The sequence below is a fragment of the Streptomyces sp. WAC 01529 genome (genome assembly GCF_003945545.1).
GTDB classification, from domain to species: Bacteria; Actinomycetota; Actinomycetes; order Streptomycetales; family Streptomycetaceae; genus Streptomyces; species Streptomyces anatolicus.
Genome location: NZ_CP029617.1, coordinates 7,883,113 through 7,901,211, shown reverse-complemented (window position 1 = coordinate 7,901,211; position 18,099 = coordinate 7,883,113). Strand labels below are relative to the sequence as shown.

15 protein-coding genes and 1 pseudogene are annotated in these 18,099 nt (G+C 68.5%); 9 read left to right on the top strand and 7 right to left on the bottom strand.

Going from position 1 to position 18,099, the window contains the following annotated elements:
- Positions 1 to 51: 51 nt before the first annotated feature.
- Positions 52 to 1,656, bottom strand: coding sequence for a sulfite oxidase (locus DMA15_RS34700; protein ID WP_125516612.1), 1,605 nt, complete (start codon positions 1,654 to 1,656; stop codon positions 52 to 54).
- A gap of 241 nt (positions 1,657 to 1,897) precedes the next feature.
- Here DMA15_RS34700 and DMA15_RS34695 point away from each other — a divergent pair, with 241 nt between their 5' ends.
- The gene (locus DMA15_RS34695) at positions 1,898 to 2,476 is read left to right on the top strand and encodes a fasciclin domain-containing protein (RefSeq protein WP_125516611.1); all 579 of its coding nucleotides are present in this window, start codon (positions 1,898 to 1,900) and stop codon (positions 2,474 to 2,476) included.
- 187 nt (positions 2,477 to 2,663) lie between these two features.
- Here DMA15_RS34695 and DMA15_RS34690 read toward each other — a convergent pair whose 3' ends face one another.
- Entirely contained in the window at positions 2,664 to 3,320 is a 657-nt protein-coding gene (locus DMA15_RS34690) for a TetR/AcrR family transcriptional regulator (protein WP_125518211.1), read from the bottom strand.
- Positions 3,321 to 3,460: 140 nt separating this feature from the next.
- On the opposite strand from DMA15_RS34690, the gene DMA15_RS34685 reads away from it, so the two are divergent.
- Positions 3,461 to 4,300 (top strand): patatin-like phospholipase family protein, encoded by an 840-nt coding sequence (locus DMA15_RS34685; protein WP_125516610.1) that lies wholly within the window; start codon positions 3,461 to 3,463, stop codon positions 4,298 to 4,300.
- Between the two features lie 270 nt (positions 4,301 to 4,570).
- Here the strand turns inward: DMA15_RS34685 and DMA15_RS34680 are convergent.
- The 3 genes and pseudogenes from DMA15_RS34680 to DMA15_RS34670 all read right to left on the bottom strand — a co-directional run bounded on the left by DMA15_RS34680 (position 4,571) and on the right by DMA15_RS34670 (position 7,694).
- A pseudogene (locus DMA15_RS34680) lies at positions 4,571 to 5,566 on the bottom strand (alanine:cation symporter family protein).
- A gap of 262 nt (positions 5,567 to 5,828) precedes the next feature.
- Positions 5,829 to 6,173, bottom strand: a complete 345-nt coding sequence (locus tag DMA15_RS34675) for a GNAT family N-acetyltransferase (protein ID WP_125516609.1) — start codon at positions 6,171 to 6,173, stop codon at positions 5,829 to 5,831.
- A gap of 180 nt (positions 6,174 to 6,353) precedes the next feature.
- On the bottom strand, positions 6,354 to 7,694 hold the full coding sequence (locus DMA15_RS34670; RefSeq protein WP_125516608.1) for a cation:proton antiporter: 1,341 nt from the start codon (positions 7,692 to 7,694) through the stop codon (positions 6,354 to 6,356).
- A 463-nt stretch (positions 7,695 to 8,157) separates the two neighbouring features.
- Between DMA15_RS34670 and DMA15_RS34665 the strand changes: the two genes are divergently transcribed.
- Entirely contained in the window at positions 8,158 to 9,057 is a 900-nt protein-coding gene (locus DMA15_RS34665) for a GNAT family N-acetyltransferase (RefSeq protein WP_125516607.1), read from the top strand.
- 169 nt (positions 9,058 to 9,226) lie between these two features.
- A complete protein-coding gene (locus DMA15_RS34660; RefSeq protein WP_240660098.1) occupies positions 9,227 to 9,736 on the top strand; it encodes a 2'-5' RNA ligase family protein in 510 nt (169 codons plus the stop codon).
- Here the strand turns inward: DMA15_RS34660 and DMA15_RS34655 are convergent.
- Complete coding sequence (locus DMA15_RS34655; protein WP_125516605.1) at positions 9,733 to 11,121, bottom strand: FAD-dependent oxidoreductase; 1,389 nt, start codon at positions 11,119 to 11,121, stop codon at positions 9,733 to 9,735. The two genes, DMA15_RS34660 and DMA15_RS34655, sit on opposite strands and share 4 nt — an antisense overlap.
- A gap of 411 nt (positions 11,122 to 11,532) precedes the next feature.
- Here DMA15_RS34655 and DMA15_RS34650 point away from each other — a divergent pair, with 411 nt between their 5' ends.
- Positions 11,533 to 12,141: a cysteine dioxygenase family protein gene (locus DMA15_RS34650; RefSeq protein WP_125516604.1), complete on the top strand. Its 609-nt coding sequence runs from the start codon at positions 11,533 to 11,535 to the stop codon at positions 12,139 to 12,141.
- A complete protein-coding gene (locus DMA15_RS34645) occupies positions 12,138 to 13,430 on the top strand; it encodes a cysteate synthase (protein ID WP_125516603.1) in 1,293 nt (430 codons plus the stop codon). Before DMA15_RS34650 ends, DMA15_RS34645 begins: the two co-directional genes overlap by 4 nt.
- A 53-nt stretch (positions 13,431 to 13,483) precedes the next feature.
- On the opposite strand, the gene DMA15_RS34640 is transcribed toward DMA15_RS34645, so the two are convergent.
- A complete protein-coding gene (locus tag DMA15_RS34640) occupies positions 13,484 to 15,049 on the bottom strand; it encodes an alpha/beta hydrolase (protein WP_346428940.1) in 1,566 nt (521 codons plus the stop codon).
- A gap of 618 nt (positions 15,050 to 15,667) precedes the next feature.
- Here DMA15_RS34640 and DMA15_RS36890 point away from each other — a divergent pair.
- The 3 genes from DMA15_RS36890 to DMA15_RS34625 all read left to right on the top strand — a co-directional run bounded on the left by DMA15_RS36890 (position 15,668) and on the right by DMA15_RS34625 (position 18,077).
- Positions 15,668 to 15,775 (top strand): keywimysin-related RiPP, encoded by a 108-nt coding sequence (locus DMA15_RS36890; RefSeq protein ID WP_164551888.1) that lies wholly within the window; start codon positions 15,668 to 15,670, stop codon positions 15,773 to 15,775.
- A 149-nt stretch (positions 15,776 to 15,924) separates the two neighbouring features.
- Entirely contained in the window at positions 15,925 to 17,808 is a 1,884-nt protein-coding gene (locus tag DMA15_RS34630) for a lasso peptide isopeptide bond-forming cyclase (RefSeq protein ID WP_125516601.1), read from the top strand.
- On the top strand, positions 17,805 to 18,077 hold the full coding sequence (locus DMA15_RS34625; protein ID WP_276314382.1) for a lasso peptide biosynthesis PqqD family chaperone: 273 nt from the start codon (positions 17,805 to 17,807) through the stop codon (positions 18,075 to 18,077). Before DMA15_RS34630 ends, DMA15_RS34625 begins: the two co-directional genes overlap by 4 nt.
- Positions 18,078 to 18,099 lie beyond the last annotated feature (22 nt).

The window sequence follows — 18,099 nt, the reverse complement described above, 5'->3', positions numbered from 1 at the left end:
GCCCTGGCGACCTGGCAGCACCAGGAACCCTCCGGCAGCCCTGTGACAGCGTCAGTCGACAGTGACCACGACCGAGTGCCAGCCGCTGGCGCCATCCGGCACGGTGCCGGTGCGCTTGCGCGTCTGCGTCCGGCCGGTACGGTCGGTCGCCCGCACCGTCAGGTCATGGCGGCCCGGGGTCGCCTTCCACGCGTAGGACCATTGGCGCCAGGTGTCCCGGGTGTCCTCTGCCGCGAGAGTGGCCTGTTCCCAGGGCCCGTCGTCGACGCGGACCTCGACCTTGTCGATACCGCGATGCTGCGCCCAGGCCACTCCGGCGACCATCACCCTGCCTGCCTTGGGGGTGGCGAACGGCTTGGGAGTGTCGATGCGGGCCTGCGTCTTGATCGGCGCCTTCTGCGCCCAGTCCCGCTTGACCCAGTACGTGTCGTAGTCGTCGAACGTGGTGAGTTCGATGTCCTGGATCCACTTGCAGGCGGAGACGTAGCCGTACAAGCCGGGGACCAGCATTCTGACGGGGAAACCGTGCGTGAACGGCAGCGGCTGACCGTTCATCCCCAGCGCCAGCATCGCGTCCCGGCCGTCCATGATGTCGTCGACCGGGGTGCCGATCGTCATGCCGTCGACCGAGCGCGCCACCAGTTGGTCCGCGGGGCCGCCCTTGGAGGGTGGCTTGACGCCACTCTCGGCGAGCAGGTCCGCCAGGCGGACGCCGATCCAGCGGGCATTGCCCACGTAGGGGCCTCCGACTTCGTTCGAGACGCAGGTCAGAGTGATGGTCCGTTCGATGAGCGGCCGACGCAGCAGGTCGTCGAAGGTGAGGGTGAGGGGGCGGGTGACGCCCTTGCCGTGGATGCGTAGCCGCCATGTCGTGGCGTCCACCTTCGGTACGACGAGGGCGGTGTCGACGCGGTAGAAGTCCTTGTTGGAGGTGATGAACGCGCTGGTCCCGGGGACCCGCACCTGGGCGTTGGCCGGGGTTGGTTTCGCCCGCGAGGCGGCGGCGGGCAGCTTGACGCCCTTACGCGAGGCGACGGCGTTCTCACCCTGGGAACCGTTCAGTGCACGCCCCAGCAGGCCGACCCCCGTAGAGGCCACGGCAGCCGCTGTCGCCGCGGTGATGAACCCGCGCCGGTCCCAACCGGGACGGGCGCCGACGCCGTCGTCAGCCGACGCTCCGGCGGGAGTCGCGTGCAAGCGGCCGGCAAGCCAGTACAACAAGCAAGCGCCCACCAGCGCACCGACCACGGACGGCAGAGCATCGGTGAAGCCGCTGGAATCCGGACGGCTGGTGGCGGCCAGCGCGCCGACCACACCGAACAGCAGGACACCGGCCGACCCGACGCGGCGATAACGGGCCGCGACGACGCCCAGGACGACTGCGAGGAGAGCCAGTACGCCCAGGATGCCGAGCTGGAGAATGAGCTTGTCGTTCGTGCCGAAGTGCCGGATCGCCCAGTCCTTGAGAGCAATCGGGGTGCGGTCGATGGCGGCTCCTCCCACCGCCACCACGGGTCTCGCCTGAGGGCGGATCGCGGCCGAGACCAGCTCGGCAACGGTCAGAGCCGCATAACCGGTCAGCAGTCCGCTCAGCGCACCCAGCAAGGGGAGTCGCCACCGACGGCGCCGTCCTGAGGAATTCCGTTTCTCGCCCATTGCAGAGATGGAAAAACCTTCCTGGCAGTACGGCGCGGAATCCTGCACTCATTCCCGCGGACACGTCAAAACGCGCCGGGGAAATTGTCCGCTGCGGAGCGAAGCCGCGCAAGCGGAGTCACGGACACGAGAATTCGACTCCAGTTCCCGGCAAGAGGACCAATCCGGATCGGAATCCGCTTCGAATTCCCAGCGCAAGGGTTCTTTCGAGAATCTGCCTCGCACAGAGAAGGAACTGATCATGACCACTCGAAGCATGATCCGCACTGCCGCCGTCTCAGCCGCGGCGATCGCCCTGCCCGTGTCCCTCGGGCTCCTCGCGCCGGCCGCTCACGCGGACGACCACGAGACCTTCGGATCCGCGTGTTCGTCGGTGCCCGAAGAGGGGTCCGGCAGCCTCGACGGCATGGCCAAGGACCCGGTGGCCACGGCCGCGTCCAACAACCCGGAGCTGTCGACACTGGCGACCGCCGTCAAGAAGGCGGGTCTGGTCGACACGCTCAACAACGCGAAGGACGTCACGGTCTTCGCCCCGTCCAATGACGCCTTCAAGAAGATCCCGAAGGCCGACCTGGACAAGGTCCTCGCCGACAAGGAGCAGCTCACCAAGATCCTCACGTACCACGTGGTCGGCGAGACGATCGCACCGAGCCAGCTGTCGATGGGCTCCTTCAAGACCCTTGAGGGCAGCAAGCTCACCACCGATGGATCGGACGAGTCCTACAAGGTCAATGACACGGCGAACATCGTCTGCGGCAACATCCAGACGGCCAACGCGAAGGTGCACATCATCGACGACGTCCTCATGCCGCCCAAGTAGCGGGCTGCACACCAGGGATGGGTCCTGGCTACGGCGCCATGCGACGCCGTAGCCAGGACCTGTCGCATCGAGCCACTGTGCCCGCCGGCGACGGTGAGCCCTTTCCCACTTGATCGCGATGTCGAGACGAGTAAGTCCCTGGTGAAGGGGTGGTCTACCAGGACAACCGTGTTTGACCAGCAACCGCTCAACGCTGCCTGTACGGACTCAGATTGAGTAGCACCGCGCGGAGCTGGGCGGAAGTGAGGGCCGGCGCGGGCAGCGGGGGCGTGGCCGGACGGGCGCGAAGGCCGTCGAGGAGCAGGGTGAGCGGGCGGAGCCAGGCATCCGGGGTGACTGTGGTGAGCGCGGGAACGGCCCGGCCCAGTGCTGCCAGGGCGAGGAGCAGGTCCTCGACGGTGAGGTCTGACCGAATGGTGCCTTGCTCCTGACCGCGCTGGAGCAGCCCGTGGATGGTTGTGCGGTTGTGGGCGTGGATCGCCTCCAGAGAAGCGACGCCTTCCACATTCGTGGTCATGAGGTCGTTGGTGCCGCGGTCTGCGGCCAGACCGGCGAACACTGTTTGCAGGTACTCCGTCAGTCCCGTCCATGCGTCTTCGGCGGTTCGTGCCCGTTCTCCCGCCGCTGTGGTCTCGGTGAGCCCATCCCGGAAGACCTCATCGACGAGCGCGGCACGGGTCGGGAAATGGCGATAGAGGGTGGCGTTGCCCACGCCCGCCCGCCGGGCGATTTCATCGAGCGGGGCATTCAGGCCCTGTTCGGCGAAGACCTCGCGGGCCTTGTCGGTCAGCAGCTTCCGGTTGCGCAGCGCATCGCGGCGTCCTGCCGGCGGACGGTCACCCATCATGTCTCCCTCTTCCCGCCCCTCGTACCGGGGAGTGCTCCCCGGTACGGATGCTATCGTCAGGCGACCAAACGGGGACGACTCCCCCGGTTCGTTTCCCGCGGACGGGACGTCCGCGGTCGCTGCGGGGAGGGGGAAGCGTGTCCGACACCGCACTCGTGCTCGGGGGCGGCGGACCGGTGGGTGGAGCCTGGTTGGCAGGGGTGCTCGCCGGGCTCACCGAGGCTGGGATCGATCTCCGCAGCGCCGACGTCGTGATCGGCACCTCCGCCGGTGCCGTCTTCGGATCCCGGCTCCTGGCCGGCGTCCCGACCGCAGATTTGTACGAGCGCCAGCTCTCCGGATCAGACGCGGTCCATCTGCCGGTGACGGCGCGCCAGACGGCACGCTTCCTCTGGGCGGCGCTCGGCTCCCGCGACCCCCAGCGGTCCATCGAACGCCTCGCCCGGGCAGCGCTACGCGCCCGGACCGGCCCAGAGTCAGACGTCTTCGACACGGTCGGCGCGCTTCTGGGCGACGTCCGCGACTGGCCCGAGCGGGAGCTGAGGATCACCGCAGTCGACGCGCAGACCGGACAACTCGAGCTGTTCGACTCACACTCGGGAGTGCCCCTCCTCGAAGCGGTCGCGGCGAGCTGCGCCGTGCCCATCGTATGGCCGCCGGTTACCGTAGCGGGCCGGCGCTGGATAGATGGTGGCAGCCGTTCAACTGCCAACCTCCAGCTCGCACGCGAGTACCGCCGGGTGCTGGCCGTCGTACCGATCCCCCAGGCGGTCGGGCCGCATCCGAGCGCCTCGCAGCAGGCCGCGGAACTGTCCGACGAAGGCGCGCGCGTCATCCTGCTGTCCCCGGACCGCGCCGCGCGCCGCATCATGGGCCGCAACATGACGGACGACACGCGCCGACCGGCCGCCGCCCGCGCGGGCCACGCCCAGGCCAGTGCACTGGCCCCTTCGGTGGCCGACGCCTGGCAGGGATGACGTGCGTCAAAGGGCACGTTGCCAACCGCCGCAATACTCGACCGCCCGGATCATGAGTCTCGTCCAGGCCACCCTCAGCCTGCATCTGGCCAGCTCAGACTGAGAATGGAAAACGCTGAGCCTTTCCAACCTCCTGCGTCGGCTGGGCAGTTGGCCTGGCAGACGGATGTAGCCCCTGGTAGATGGATTTTCGATCTCCAGGGCATCGAGATGAGGGCGGGACGCCGACCGGACTTCCCCGCCAACGGGACGAGCGGGCCGCGGGGGCGGTCAGACGGTGGTCTTCACCGACTCCTGGTCTCCGTCGTCCTCGGTGACCTCGCCGGCGTCGCGGGCGCGGACGAACTCCAGGAAGGAGTTCAGCTCACGCTTGACGACCGGGGCGAGGAGGTACAGGCCGATGATGTTGATGACGGCGAGCATGAAGAGCACCGCGTCGGCCGTGCCGATCAGGGTCTCCAGCGTCAGCAGGGAGCCCGCGACCGCGAACAGCGTGTAGAGCACCTTGAAAGTCAGCTCGCTGCGCCTGCTGCGGCCGAAGAGGTAGGTCCAAGCCTTGAGGCAGTAGTAGCCCCGGGTGAGCACGGTGGAGATGGCGAACAGCATCACCGCGACGGTGAGGATGTACGGGAACCAGGGCATCGCGGTGCCGAAGGCGTCAGAGGTGATGGTGACACCGCCGATGGACCCACCCTCGCTCTTGCGGGCCTCGACCCAGCTGGCCGGGTTGGCGATGACGATCGTCAGCGCGGTCATCGTGCAGATGACGACGGTGTCGATGAACGGCTCCAGCAGGGCGACGAGGCCCTCGCTGGTGGGGTGCTCGGTCTTGACCGCGGAGTGTGCGATGGGGGCGGAGCCGAGACCGGCCTCGTTGGAGAACGCGGCCCGCTGGAAGCCGATGATCAGCGCGCCGGCGGAGGAGCCCATCAGACCGCTCTCGCCGCCCGTGACGGAGACGATCTGGGCGTAGCACTGGTTGACCTGGAAGAGGTTGCCCCCAGCAGGCCGCACAGGATCATCCAGACGGTGGCGCCGGGGCCACCGATGGAGACGGCCACGGCCACACCGGCGATGTTGCCGAGACCGACGGTGCCCGAGACCGCGGCGGTCAGCGCCTGGAAGTGGTTGACCTCACCGGTCGACCCCTTCTCGTCGTACTTCCCGCGCACCACGTCGACGGCGAGTCTGAACTTCCTGACGGGGCAGCTTCGTACCACCGACGGACACGGAGCAGAAGCCGACGTCCCCGAGCCAGGTGGCTATGGGTTCAGAGGCCTGCGGTCTTCGAGCGAACGCCGTTGTCCGATCGGCGCCCCTGGGTTCACGTGCCGCGGACTCGGAACGTGATCACCCTGGTCGTACTGCCGGTGCGTGCCGACGACTCCGAAGTCGCGGCGAGGACTGTGGCCACCTGCGGGGTTGGGCAGTTCCTGATCCGGTCATCGGACACTCATTCGGGAGTGCGGGGCGACAGCAACGTGCTGGAGCCGGTTGCGCCCGTGGCAGGACGCTTGAGGCGGAGCGATCACGACGTCATGTGTGAGCACCGCATACCGGCGGGCGGGAAGGCGACTTCCGTCTCTTCCTCCATCGCGGCGAAGAAGCGGCGTCCCTCGGACGACTGCCGGGACGTGGACCAGGCGTAACCCCTGCACGGGGCCATGGCCGTGTGCAGGGCCTGGCGGCCGAGCCCCTGGCCCTGCCAGTGAGTGGCGACGGCGATGTTGGCCACGTACCCGATGCGACACACATGGCAGACCTGGTATTCGAGGCACCCCACCGGGTGATGGGCCGCGTCCAGTATGGAGACCGCCTGGGGTTGTGCGGGCAGCGCCGGGCACACGTACTCGAAGCACACCTGCCGATTCACTCGCCACCCCCTGCCCAAGGTGCCCGCGTGCCCAAGGTGCTCGCGCCGCCCAAGGTGCCCACGCCGCCTCGGACATCCAAGTGGAAAGATCCGGGGCTGCGGCAGGGAATCTCAGAGGAACACCCGAAGGGCGCAAAGGCGAACCCGTGTTCGGCGCTCCTCGGCTGATCGGCCCGTGGCTCAGCCATCGCCCGCCGCAGGGCCCACGGCCGGACGTGGGGCTTCCTCCACTCGCGCTGTCTCGTCCCCGCGCTTCTCCCCCGGTTCTGGGGGCGGTGCGGGCCGCCGCCGGTCCAGACGGGACACCACTGGCCCGGCCGTGACGCCGTGCAGCACGACCGATACCAGCACCGTGAAGGTCACCACCGCCCACAGCTCGCGCTCGGCTACCGCGAAGTCCTGCTGCCCGAGCGCGTAGGCGAGGTAGTACAGCGAGCCGATACCGCGGATCCCGTAGCCCGCCACGACCCAGCGCTCCCAGCCCCGCAAGCGGCCTCCCAGCAGCCCGGCCCACCCGGCCAGCGGCCGGACGACCAGCAGAAGCAGCAGACCGGTCGCGGCGCCCCGCCAGGTCAGCGGTGCCAGACCGCCCAGCGCGATGAACGCGCCCAGCAGGAACAGCAGCACCGCGGTCAGCAGTCGCTCGACCTGTTCCACGAAGTCGTGCAGCACGTTGTGGAAGCCGTGGGCGCGCTCGGCCGCCCGGACCGCGCAGGCGGTGGTGAAGACGGCGAGAAAGCCGTAGCCACCGGCGAGTTCGGTGACCCCGTACGCCAGGAAGGTGGCGCCCAACGCGACGAAACCTTCCCGGTGATCGGCCAGCCGCAGCACCGAGGAGCGGGTCCGGAAGAACAGCCAGCCCAGCAGCTTGCCGATCAGCAGTCCGCCCAGCACACCGACCACGCTCTTGTACGCGACGTCATGCGCCGCCCACGTGCCGATCCACTCGGCCGACCAGCCGCTGCCCGCGGCGGCGGCCAGCGCGATCGCCGCGTACGTGAGGGGGAAGGCCAGGCCGTCGTTGAGGCCCGCCTCGCTGGTGAGGGCGAACCGCACCTCGTCCTCGTCGTGCTTCTCCTCGGTGGGCTCCCCCACCCGCACCTCCGACGCGAGCACAGGATCCGTCGGCGCGAGGACCGCCGCGAGCAGCAACGCGGCGGCCGGCGGCCACTCCAGCAACCACCACGCCACCACGGCGGTCGCCACGACCGTCAGCAGCATCGTGATGCCCAGCAGACGCCAGGTCGAGGCCCACAGGCGCCGGCCCACCGGCCGGTTGAGCGCCAGTCCGGCGCCCATCAGGGCGATGATGACGCAGACCTCGGTGACGTGTTCCGTCACGAGCCGGTGCTCCACCGGGTCGACCACCGGCAACGGCAGCGGAAGCGCGTACACGACGACGCCGCTCACCAGGAACACCACCGGCAACGACACCGGCCGCCCCGCCACTACGCGGGGCAGCACCGCGGCGACCAACGCCCCCACTCCCAGCCACGCGAACACCACATCGGCAATGGTCACTGCGCTGTGCTCACCGGGCTCTCGTGACGCTCACTCGCGGGGGCCTGACGGCACAGCGGCGGCCGGGCAGGTCCGTCCTCTCGGGTCACCGGGTCCTGGTGAAAGGGGCGGCTCATCGGAACTCCTCAGCTTTCGTATGACTGTCATACGTCTAACCCCGAGGACCACGCCGACACCCCGCCGCAGACGATCACCGGCGTCAATCCCTCGTCTGGCCGGTACCGCCGTACCAACACCCACGTTCACGGTGCCGTTTCGCCCGGCCACCCGCGCCTCGATCCGAAATTGGTGGACGGGCGCGCAGTGGGCCACTTAATGTGTGGCTCCACGCCCTGAGACGGATGGAAGGAGGCGAGTGCCGTGCGGTTCACACCTTTCCAGCGCTCCCTCTTTCCGCTGTCCCGGCGTGGTTCGTAGGTTCTGACCGGGAGCGCTCCAAGCAGCCTGTATCCCGGAGGAATCCATGACCGCCGTGGTCATCCACGCGCTCTCCGCGAGCGACGCTCATCTCTTCGACGTACTCCCCGATCCCTTGGGCGCCCGTGAAGCCCATCGGCGTACCCAGTTCCGCCCCGACTGGAAGCGCGTCGCCCTGCGCGACGGCGAGGTCGTCGCACGCGGCGCCTGGTGGGGCGGCCCCGACGACTCGGAGCCCGTCAACATCAACTGGTTCGACGTGGCCGAGGGCGAGGAGGAGGCAGGTGCCGAACTCCTGCGCTCCGCTCCCTGGCAGGTCGAACTCGAGATCAACCTGCCAGGCGGCTGGCGGGAAGAGACCGACCTGCGTGCCGGCGCCGAGTCACGCTTCGCCGCCGCACGAGCCGCAGGGTACGAACTCCTGGTGGAACGCTTCCTGTACCGCTGGACCCCGGAGCGAGGGCTGCCCGAACGGCCCGGACGCCTGCGCTTCAGCGCCGAACCCGACGACACCGTGTTCTTCGACGCGTTGCGCCGCATCCACTCCGTCACCCTGGACGCCCACGCGCTCAGGGCTATCGGGGAGGGCGGTCTCGACCAGGCCGCCCAGGAGGAACTCGACTTCTTCCACTGGTGCCCCTCCCCACGGGAGTGGTGGCAGACCGCGCACACGCCGGAGGGCGACCTGGCCGGCATCCACATCCCGGCCCACAACCCCTCCGGCCCGACCATCGGCTTCATCGGGGTCGTCCCGGAACAGCGCGGTCGCGGCTACGCCTACGACCTCCTCGCGGAGTGCACCCACCTCCTCGTCGAGCAGGGCGCGGAGTTCATCGGCGGAGCGACGGACCAGGCCAACTTCCCCATGGCCGCGAACTTCGCCAGGGCCGGCTTCCCCGTCGTCAGGGAACGCATCAACTTCCACCCGGCGGGCCGAGCGACCTAGCGGGGAGTAGCACTGAGGGGTCCGGGCCAAGGTCAGGTCCGGACCCCTTACGCTCCGTGCGGCGGCGCTCGCTGTAGGGACGGCCACGACCAGATCCGCGCGCAGCAGCGGACTGGCCTGCGATGATGACGGCGTGCCAGAGCCAGGGACCACTGCCGTCGTCATTGTCTTGCCCGATGCCGCCCCGCTCCTCGATGCGGCATGGCGTATCGACCCGGCCCTGGTGCGTCGTGGCGTGCCGGCGCACGTCTCGCTCCTCTACCCGTTCGTGCCGGAATCGGCGCTGACAGATCGGGACGAGAAGGGCGTGCGGTCCCTGGCCGCGAGTTTTCCGGCAGCCGATCTGCTCTTGGAGGAGGTCGTGACGGAGTCCGGCTTCGTCGCCGTCACCGTTCCGGGACTCCAGACGATCGTCGATGCGTTCCGCACCCGCTGGCCTGGGTTGCGCCCGTACAAGGGCCGCTTCGGGGCGCAGCCCGCCGCCCATGTCACGGTCGCCATGGGTGCGGACACCCCGGCAGCCGCCGCCCAAGTCCGCGCTGCGATCGGCAGTCTGCTGCCGCTGCGCACTCGGGCGACGGCGGTTCAGCTGGTGGCACTGACGGAGGCAGGCTGGCAGCCGCGGTTCGCGGTACCGCTCGGCACCTCGCCCTCGGCCGCACTCCGCAACACCCTTTAGGTGAGGTTGGGGAGGAGCCGTTCGGTGAACTGCCACAGCAGCGACGAGTCGTGCGCGTGGAAGGCGGCACCGTTGTAGAAGGTGCGGTTGCGGCCTTGGAGGGCGTTCAGCCTGCGGTAGAACCCGTTGGCGATGTCGTCGGCGCTGACGCTCATTCCGTACGGGCTGTGGCTCTTGAGGGTGGAGAGTTTCACGGTCGTCGCCGGAATCGTCCCGGCGGCTACGAGCCGTTTGATGTCGGCGTGGATATTCGCCCGCACCTGCCTATAGGTGAGCGGGACCGTACTGCCGTATTTCACATGGTGCAGACCGGGCACACCGCTCGACTGGATGTGGTAAAGCGCAGGCAGAGCGGGCATGTGGAACGGCGGCGTGGAACCGAGGTTCTGGACCGTCATGGTGTCGGGAACGCCGGGAAGACGTACGAGCCCGGTGTAGTAGAAGTGCGGACGGAAGCGGCTGAACAGAGTCCGTTCAGTGCGGTCGAGGTCGAATGGGGCCAGGTTGCGCTGCGTCGGCGGTGCGGTGAAGACGATCTTTTTGGCGAGAATCGTCTGGAGCCCCTGCGGCGTGCCGACCCGGATGGTGACGAGGTCACGGGACCGGTTGACCCGGATGAGTTCGGCGTTGAGCAGGACGTCATCGTCCAGGTGCGTGGCCGCCTTTTCGTACAGCTCGCTGTTGTTCCCGCTCTTCGTGGTGAGAAAGGAGCCGCCGTTGAGGAGGCGGGACACCATGTCGATGTCGAAGCTCTTCATGACGTAGAGCGTGGGCAGGGTGAGCAGGTCACCGAAGCCCATCATGACCCGTACAAGGAGGGGGACGAGAGCTTCCAGGCCGTGTTTGGCGGCGAACTTCGCGAACGGCATGTACAGCTCGGCGGGGACCGGGTCGGGCAGGTCGTATCCGGTCGCGAGGTACGGATACTTCTTGAGGACCTTGAAGTAGGACGTCATCAGATCAGGTGGGGACGCCGGGGCGTTGACCGGAGCCCCGGTCCGGAAGTCGGCGTACTTCGGAGGCTTCGACTCGTGGCCGGAGAAGACCTCGACGGGGACACCGAGCCGTTTGAAGTAGCCGCGGACGGCGGGCAGATCGCGCCAGAGGACCACGCCGATCTCGGTGGTGTCGCCGGTGACGGGATCACGGTGGGTCTCGGTGTGCCCACCGAGCCTGTCGGAACGTTCGACCAGGAGCACGCTCTTGCCGAGCTGACGCAGCCGCATGGCGGTGTAGGTGCCGGACGCCCCACCACCGACGATGCAGACATCTCGCTTCCGTGTCGGAGCCTGGGACGCCGAAGCCTCGGCAGCGCCCAACGGCATACCGGCCGCGACAGCGGTCCCGCCCATGATCTTCAGCAGCTGCTTGCGGGACAAACTCATCGAGCATCCTCCTCAACGCACCGACGGCGTCGGCGGCCGGTGACCGCCAGCGCCCGGGGCCACCACGCCGAACCGTCACAGCCCTACAAGCCTCGCCATCATCCGGCTTCGGACTCTCCAATCCGCTCCCCGACCCGGCCCGCGGTACGGCGGTCACCCTTTCGGCCCGCATAGGGCTCGCCTGCCGTCGATCGTGCCGCTGGTGCCCCGTCGGGTCGGTCCCGGTCCGGCTCCCACCCGCGGGCCGTAGAGGACGACCCGGCTGCGCTCTGCTGTGCTGCCGGAGCGCAGCCAGGCCCCCAGCTGGCCGAGCAACAAAGGCGCTGTGTCATCTGCGTGGATAGCGTGGAGCACGATCTGGCTCGGGCTTGTCTCTCCGGCCGAGGCCTGACGTGACTGAGGAGTGGCTTCGTGGTCGGTGTGCCGTCCCGCCCTGATGCGGTTGAGGGAAACGCGCGACTGGCAGATCTTGTGGCAGTGGTGCGCGAGACGGTGAGATCGTCGTTCACTGCGGCACAGCGAGTGGCCAGAACGTCCGAACGGCTACGCCCCTTTCTCGCCGCCCCGGGCCTGCTTGCGGCGCACCAGCGAGAGGGGAGGGCCGATGGATACCGGCAGCACTTGCTGCACGCCGAGCCAGGCGGGCTCTTCTCTGTGGTCGCGCTCGTGTGGCTTCCAGGACAGGAGACCCCCGTCCACGACCATGTTTCCTGGTGCGTGACGGGCGTATATGAAGGCAGGGAGGTCGAGGAGCGGTACCGCATCGCCTCGACCGGCCCAGGGGAGAGACTCGTTGCCACGGAGCGGCTGGTCAACAGCGTCGGAGACGTCAACGGCTTCGTCCCGCCAGGCGATATTCACGTGGTCCGTAATCCTGGTCCCGGGCCGGCCATCTCCCTCCACGTGTATGGAGCGGACATCAGCCGGCTGGGCACCAGCGTCCGACGGATCTACCCGGCGCACCTCATCGATATCGCCTCCCCCGCCCCGTCCACGAATGATCGGCGGAGCGCCCGATGACCAGCGGCGCTCCATGCGCCCGTGACGGGTCTTACCAACTGGTGTGTACGGGCTGCGGGCTGAGGCTCGTCGACGACGGCACGGTCCTGGAATGTCCTGCGTGCGCGGATGGCTCCCTCTTGCGGACCGACTACGGTTCCCTGCGGTTCAAGCCTGAGCCCGGGGCTTCGGGAATCTTCCGTTACGGCTTCTGGTTGCCGGCGTGCCGGGAGGTGCCCGGCTCGAGTGCGCCTCATGTGTTTCGCAGCGAACGGCTCGCCATGGCCGTCGGCCTGAGCGATCTGTGGATCTCCTTCAGCGGCTTCTGGCCTGAACGCAACTGCCGTATGGAGAGCGGGACTTTCAAGGAGCTGGAGGCGTACAGCGTTCTGGCTCGGGTCCCGGAGGGAGCCGGGACCATGGTCGTCGCGTCCGCGGGCAACACGGCTGCGGCGTTTCTCTCCGCCTGTCGGAACTTCCCCTTCCCGTGCGTTCTCGTGGTCCCCGAAAGCGCCCTCCCCGCGCTGAACGGCCTCCCCGGGACCGGGAGTTGCGCCCGCGTCATCGCCCTGAAGGGGGCCGACTACAACCAGGCCATCGCCTACAGCAAAAGGATCATCGAGTTGTCTCCGGAGTTCTTCGCAGAGGGCGGCGTGCGCAACGTCGGCCGCCGCGACGGCCTCGCCACCGTGACACTGGCGGCGTACGAGGCAATGGGAAGGCTTCCCGACTACTACGTCCAAGCAGTCGGAAGCGGCGCCGGGGCCATCGCCACCTACGAAGCCGCCACCCGCATCGCACGGTCAGCAACCACGGCCACCACCGCCCTGCCCCGGCTCATCCTGTGCCAGAACACCGCGTTCGCCCCCATCCACGACCTGTGGAACCACAAGACCCCGCACTCCTTTTCCGCGCCACCTCCGCCCACCGAGGTCTATGCGCCGGAACTGGTGAACTCCGCCCCGCCGTACTGGGCGCACGGCGGCATCCGGGACATCCTGACGCGAACCCGCGGCGACGTTCTCACAGCCGGTCGCCGGGCGGCAGATGAGGCCGCAGCAGCTTTCGAGGAGCTGGAGGGCGTCGATATCGAACGCCCGGCAGCCGTGGCTCTGGCCTGTCTACGCCAGGCTGTCGCTGTCCGGCGCATCCCCCGCGACGCGCGCGTCCTCCTCAACGTGACCGGCGGCGGCCGCCGCCGCATCCACGCGTCAACAGTGTCCCGACGGCATCAGCATCCCCCCATTCGCTTGGTGAGCATGGAAAGCGACCCGGAAGCCGTGATGTCCCGCACCGCCTCCCGTCGGTAACCTCCCGGACCGCCTTCTCTCACCCCCGGCGCTTGACGGGGCACCACGAGGGATCACTTGTCTGAGCCGCAGGATGAGCCGCTCTTGACCTGCGAGCCGTACAGCAGGAAATCGTCGACCTTCTGCTTCACGCACTTCGAGGAGAAGTACGCGCCATGTCCGTCGCCCTTGTTGTCGAGGACGACCGCCGAGTCTCCGAGCCGCTTGGCGGTCTCGACCGTCCAGCGGTACGGCGTGGCAGGGTCTCCCCGCGTCCCCACCAGCAGAAACTTCGGCGTGTGCACGTTCTTGATCCCACGGACGAAGTCGGTGCCCGCGGGGAAGCCCGCGCACATCCGGACCTGGAGCAGGGCGGAGGGGCCGAAGATCGGCGAAGCCTTGGCGTAGTCGCGCGCCATCCGCTCGAACTTGGCATCGTTCTCAAAGTCGGCGACCGTGAGGCGGTCCGGGTCGTCCGCGCAGTTGACAGCCGTCAGCGCGATGCCGGAGTTGTCGTCCGGCGGCGGCTTGACCGGCTCCTCTTCCTGCGCCGTGCGCAGCATGACGCGTACGGGAGAGATGCCGCCGGGACCCTCCTCCCCGGAGCCGGTGGGGCCGGTATCGGGGTCGGGGTCAGGCGGCAGCAAAGAACCGCTGATCCGAAGCAGCGACCTGGGGTCGTCGTCGGTGATCAGTGAGGTGAGCGCCTGCGACAGGTAAGGCCAGTTGCCCCTGCCGTAGAGCGCCTCCCCCAGGGAGTGGACCAGGTCGTCGCCGGTGAACTCCTGCCCGTTGCCGGCCACCACGGGCTTCGCCTTGAGTGTGGTCACCAGTTTGGCGATGTTCTCCTTGGCGTCTCGCGGGTTCGCGCCGAGCGGGCAGCCCTCGTTGCGCGCACACCAGGTCACGAAGTTGTCCAGCGCGGTCTGCTGGCCCTGAGCGCCCACGAGCGATGACTCGGTCAGCGGTTCGGTGAGCGTGTCCACTCCGTCGAGCACGAGCCGGCCCGTGTTCTTGGGGAACTGGGCGGTGTAGACGGCGCCGAGCCGCGTTCCGTACGAGAAGCCCAGGAAGTTGAGCTTCTTGTCGCCGAGGTTGTGGCGCATCACGTCCAGGTCGCGCGACACGTTGATGGTCCCCATGTGCTGCAACACCGGCCCGGAGTGCTTCTTGCACTCCTCATATGCCTTGGTGAACTTGTCCATGACGTCGGCTGCGGTGCTCTCGTCACCGTCCAGGGCAGACGAGGGCTGGTCGCTGCCGTCACCGCAGGTGGCGGGCGAGCTGAAGCCGACACCACGCGGGTCAAAGCCGACCACGTCGTACGACTTGGTGAGGTCCCCGAACTCCTTCGCCCGGCCCGCGACCCCGGGGACGCCCGCGGAACCGGGGCCGCCGAAGTTGAGGAAGAGAGAGCCGCGCTTCTTGCCGGAGGCCGGAATCCTGTTGAGGAAGAGGTCGATCGTGCCCTTCTCCGGCGCCGCATAGTCCAGGGGAACGGTGACCTTGCCGCACTGCATGTCGCCGGGGAATTCGAGGACGCCCGCCAACACCTTGCAGCTCGCCCACGCGAACTTCTGGTCGTAGAACCGGGACAGGTCGGGGCCGTCGCCCTCCGCGGCCCCAGCGGGCGCTCCCACTCCTACCAGGGCAAGCGCCATGGCACTGCCAATCACGCAGCGTATTCGCATGACCACCTCCAGCGATACCCCCGCGACTCACGATAGGCGCCCTCGAACGGTGCCGCCCGTTCAGCCACAGCCCCTCCGCACACGCATCCACGTTTCAATTTGACGGCCAAGGCGCCCTGACCACGAAGGCGGCGAAGGGATGCCACTCAGGAGCGACCCAAGCAGCGCTTTTTATGCCGGACAATTTAGTGCTGTTCTAAATTTGCTGTACGGCCATGAAAGTGCGCGCCGTGCCCAATGCGCAGCAGAACAGCCCCGCAGGGCTGCACGCCAAACGCGCCTCGCGAGGGCGGAAGGGCGCCCCTTTTGCGGCGATTTCCGCACCTTGGAGGGCCTCATGCAGGGGGCGCCTTCTTCCGCTTTCGCGGCCTCACGGACTGCGCCCCACGCGCGCCCCTCTTGCACCCATCGTCCGCCTCGCGGTTCGGAGCAGGTGTTGTGATGTTGCCCTTTTCGTACATACGTTGGTCCTGCGGATTTGACCGCTCTCGATATTCGAGACGAGGTCTAATTGAATTCGCCGCACATATTTTCTGTGCGCATCGTCCTCAAAAAGGGAGAACGATTATGACGTACGAGCGTCCCACTCTCACCAAGGCCGGAAGCTTCCGCAAGGTGACCGGGATCAAGAACACCGGTCCCAAGGACGTCCTCGGCGGCAAGCAGTTCCTCTGATCGGGGGCGGCCCCAGCCGCTGAGCGGTCATGAGTCGCAGAACGTATGCGCCGGCCCTTGAACAGGCCGACTATCGGGTGGTGGCGTCCAGCCGCCACCCGATCCTGTGCCCCGGGCATCACCTCGCCGCCGACCGAAGGCCGTTGCTCATGGCTACGTATCTCTCCCTCCAGACCGCGCCCGCCTGGTTCATCGCGTTGCCCGACACCGCCGCGGCCGCGCCCTTCGCCGCCAGGGCGCACCGCTACGCCACCCGGAGTCTGCTCCATGCCTCTGGACGGCCGTGGCTGGTGGGCCGCTGGGAGGAGCCCGCCGCCGTGCTGGGGCGGTGTGGCGGGACCCGTATCGCGGTGATCGGGGAGCACGCCGTCACTGAGCACTATCTCGAACAAGCCGCCGCGGCCACCGGTCCCGCCTCGCTGTCGGCCCTGGACCGCGCCGCACGCCGGCCCGGCAGCTTCCATCTGGTGGCCAGCGTCGGCGGCCGGGTGCACGTACGGGGCGGCATCGTGAACCTACGGCGCGTATTCCACACCGAAACCACGGCATGCGGCCCCGTCAGCGTGGCGTCGGATCGGGCCGACGTGCTCGCCGAACTGATCGACGCTGATCTCGACGAACGCCGGATCGCCCTCGAACTGCTCACCTCGGGAGCGCCGTACCCGCTGTCGGCGCCCCCGCTGTGGCGGGGCCTGCGGGCCGTACCCGCAGGCCACTGCCTGACCCTCGACGCCGACGGCCGGACCACCATGAGGCGGTGGTGGTCGCCGCCCGACCCGGTCCTCCCCCTCGCCGAGGGCGCCCGGCAGCTGAGAGAGGCGCTCACTGAAGCGGTCGGTGTACGCACCCGCGGGCGCGAGCTGGTGACGGCGGATCTGGGCGGACTGGACTCCACCGCCCTGTGCTGTACGGCGGCCCGCGGCGACACCAAGGTCGTCGCATACACAGCCGCGCTCCACGACGAATCCGGCGACGACGTGCACTGGGCCCGCCGCACCGTCCAGGAACTCCAGGGCATCGAGCACCACGTCGTACCGGCCGAGGACACGGCCATGACCTTCGACGGAATCGACACCCTCCACGACATCCTGGACACGCCCAGCATCATCACCGTCGACCGCAACCGTCGGATGGGCATCGTGGAAATGGCCGCGGCCCGCGGATCCCACCTGCACATGACCGGACTGGGCGGCGATGAACTCCTCGCCGGCACGCCCGCCCGGCTGCATTCCCTGTTACTGACCCATCCCTCGACCGCACTGCGCAACATCCGCGGATACGCCGCCAAGTACCAGTGGCCCCGGCGGGCAACGCTGCGCCAACTCCTGGACCGGCGCTCCTACCGAAGCTGGGTCGGCCGCGTGGCCCGCGACCTGACCGGGCCGCCTCCCGGCACGAACACACCGCTGCTCGACTGGTCCACACCACCCCGGATGGCACCCTGGGCCACACCCGACGCCATCACGGCCGCCCGCGAACAGATAGGCGCCGCCCTGGCCGGCATCGAACCCCGGGGCAGGGGGCACGGTGAGCACCGAGAACTGGTCGCGATGGACGGCATCTCCCAGTGGACCCGGCACATCGGCCAGATGGCCGCGCCCCTGGGCATCGCCGTCGCCGCCCCCTACTACGACACTCGCGTCATCGAGACCTGCCTCGCCGTGCGGCCACAGGAACGGATCACCCCCTGGCGGTATAAACCCCTGATCGTCGAGGCCATGCGCGGTGTCGTGCCGGAGACCAGCCGGACGCGCGACACCAAGGCGAACGCCACGTTCGAGGAGGAGGTCGGCCTGCGCGAGCACCGTCGGCGACTGCTGGCACTGTGCGACGACTCGCGGCTGGCCCAGCTCGGCCTGATCGACGCGAACATCCTGCGTGAGTGGTGCCGCCGCTCTCTCGCCGCGGAGACGGAGAGCTACCTGCTGCACCCGACAATCGCCTGCGAAGTCTGGCTGCGCTCCCGCGAAATGACGCCCCCGCGCCATGGGAACGCCGTCCCCGCCCAGCCCCTCGCCGACCGAAAGGAATGATCTTGGTGCACGCGTTGAGGCCCGGCGTCCTGATGACCGAGACCGAATACGGCGTGGCGCTGCTCGATCAGAAGAGCGCCGAGTACTGGACCCTCAACCCGACGGCGGCCCTTGTCCTGCGGACCCTGCTGGACGGTCGTGCCCGCGGCGCGGAGCGGGCCGTCGAGGCGCTGACCACGCAGTACGACGACATCGGCGCCGACGAAGCAGCCAAGGACGTCGACGCCATCGTCGGTGAGCTGCGCTCCGCCGGACTCCTCACCACATAGCGCTCCCCCGCGCCCCGCCCTC

Bases quoted from the DNA above. Each gene is read 5' to 3' on its own strand.
- DMA15_RS34630 (WP_125516601.1), top strand. From the start codon at position 15,925: ATGGCTACGTATCTCTCCCTCCAGACCGCGCCCGCCTGGTTCATCGCG.
- DMA15_RS36890 (WP_164551888.1), top strand. From the start codon at position 15,668: ATGACGTACGAGCGTCCCACTCTCACCAAGGCCGGAAGCTTCCGCAAG.
- DMA15_RS34665 (WP_125516607.1), top strand. From the start codon at position 8,158: ATGACCGCCGTGGTCATCCACGCGCTCTCCGCGAGCGACGCTCATCTC.
- DMA15_RS34655 (WP_125516605.1), bottom strand. From the start codon at position 11,121: ATGAGTTTGTCCCGCAAGCAGCTGCTGAAGATCATGGGCGGGACCGCT.
- DMA15_RS34695 (WP_125516611.1), top strand. From the start codon at position 1,898: ATGACCACTCGAAGCATGATCCGCACTGCCGCCGTCTCAGCCGCGGCG.
- DMA15_RS34690 (WP_125518211.1), bottom strand. From the start codon at position 3,320: ATGGGTGACCGTCCGCCGGCAGGACGCCGCGATGCGCTGCGCAACCGG.
- DMA15_RS34700 (WP_125516612.1), bottom strand. From the start codon at position 1,656: ATGGGCGAGAAACGGAATTCCTCAGGACGGCGCCGTCGGTGGCGACTC.
- DMA15_RS34645 (WP_125516603.1), top strand. From the start codon at position 12,138: ATGACCAGCGGCGCTCCATGCGCCCGTGACGGGTCTTACCAACTGGTG.
- DMA15_RS34625 (WP_276314382.1), top strand. From the start codon at position 17,805: ATGATCTTGGTGCACGCGTTGAGGCCCGGCGTCCTGATGACCGAGACC.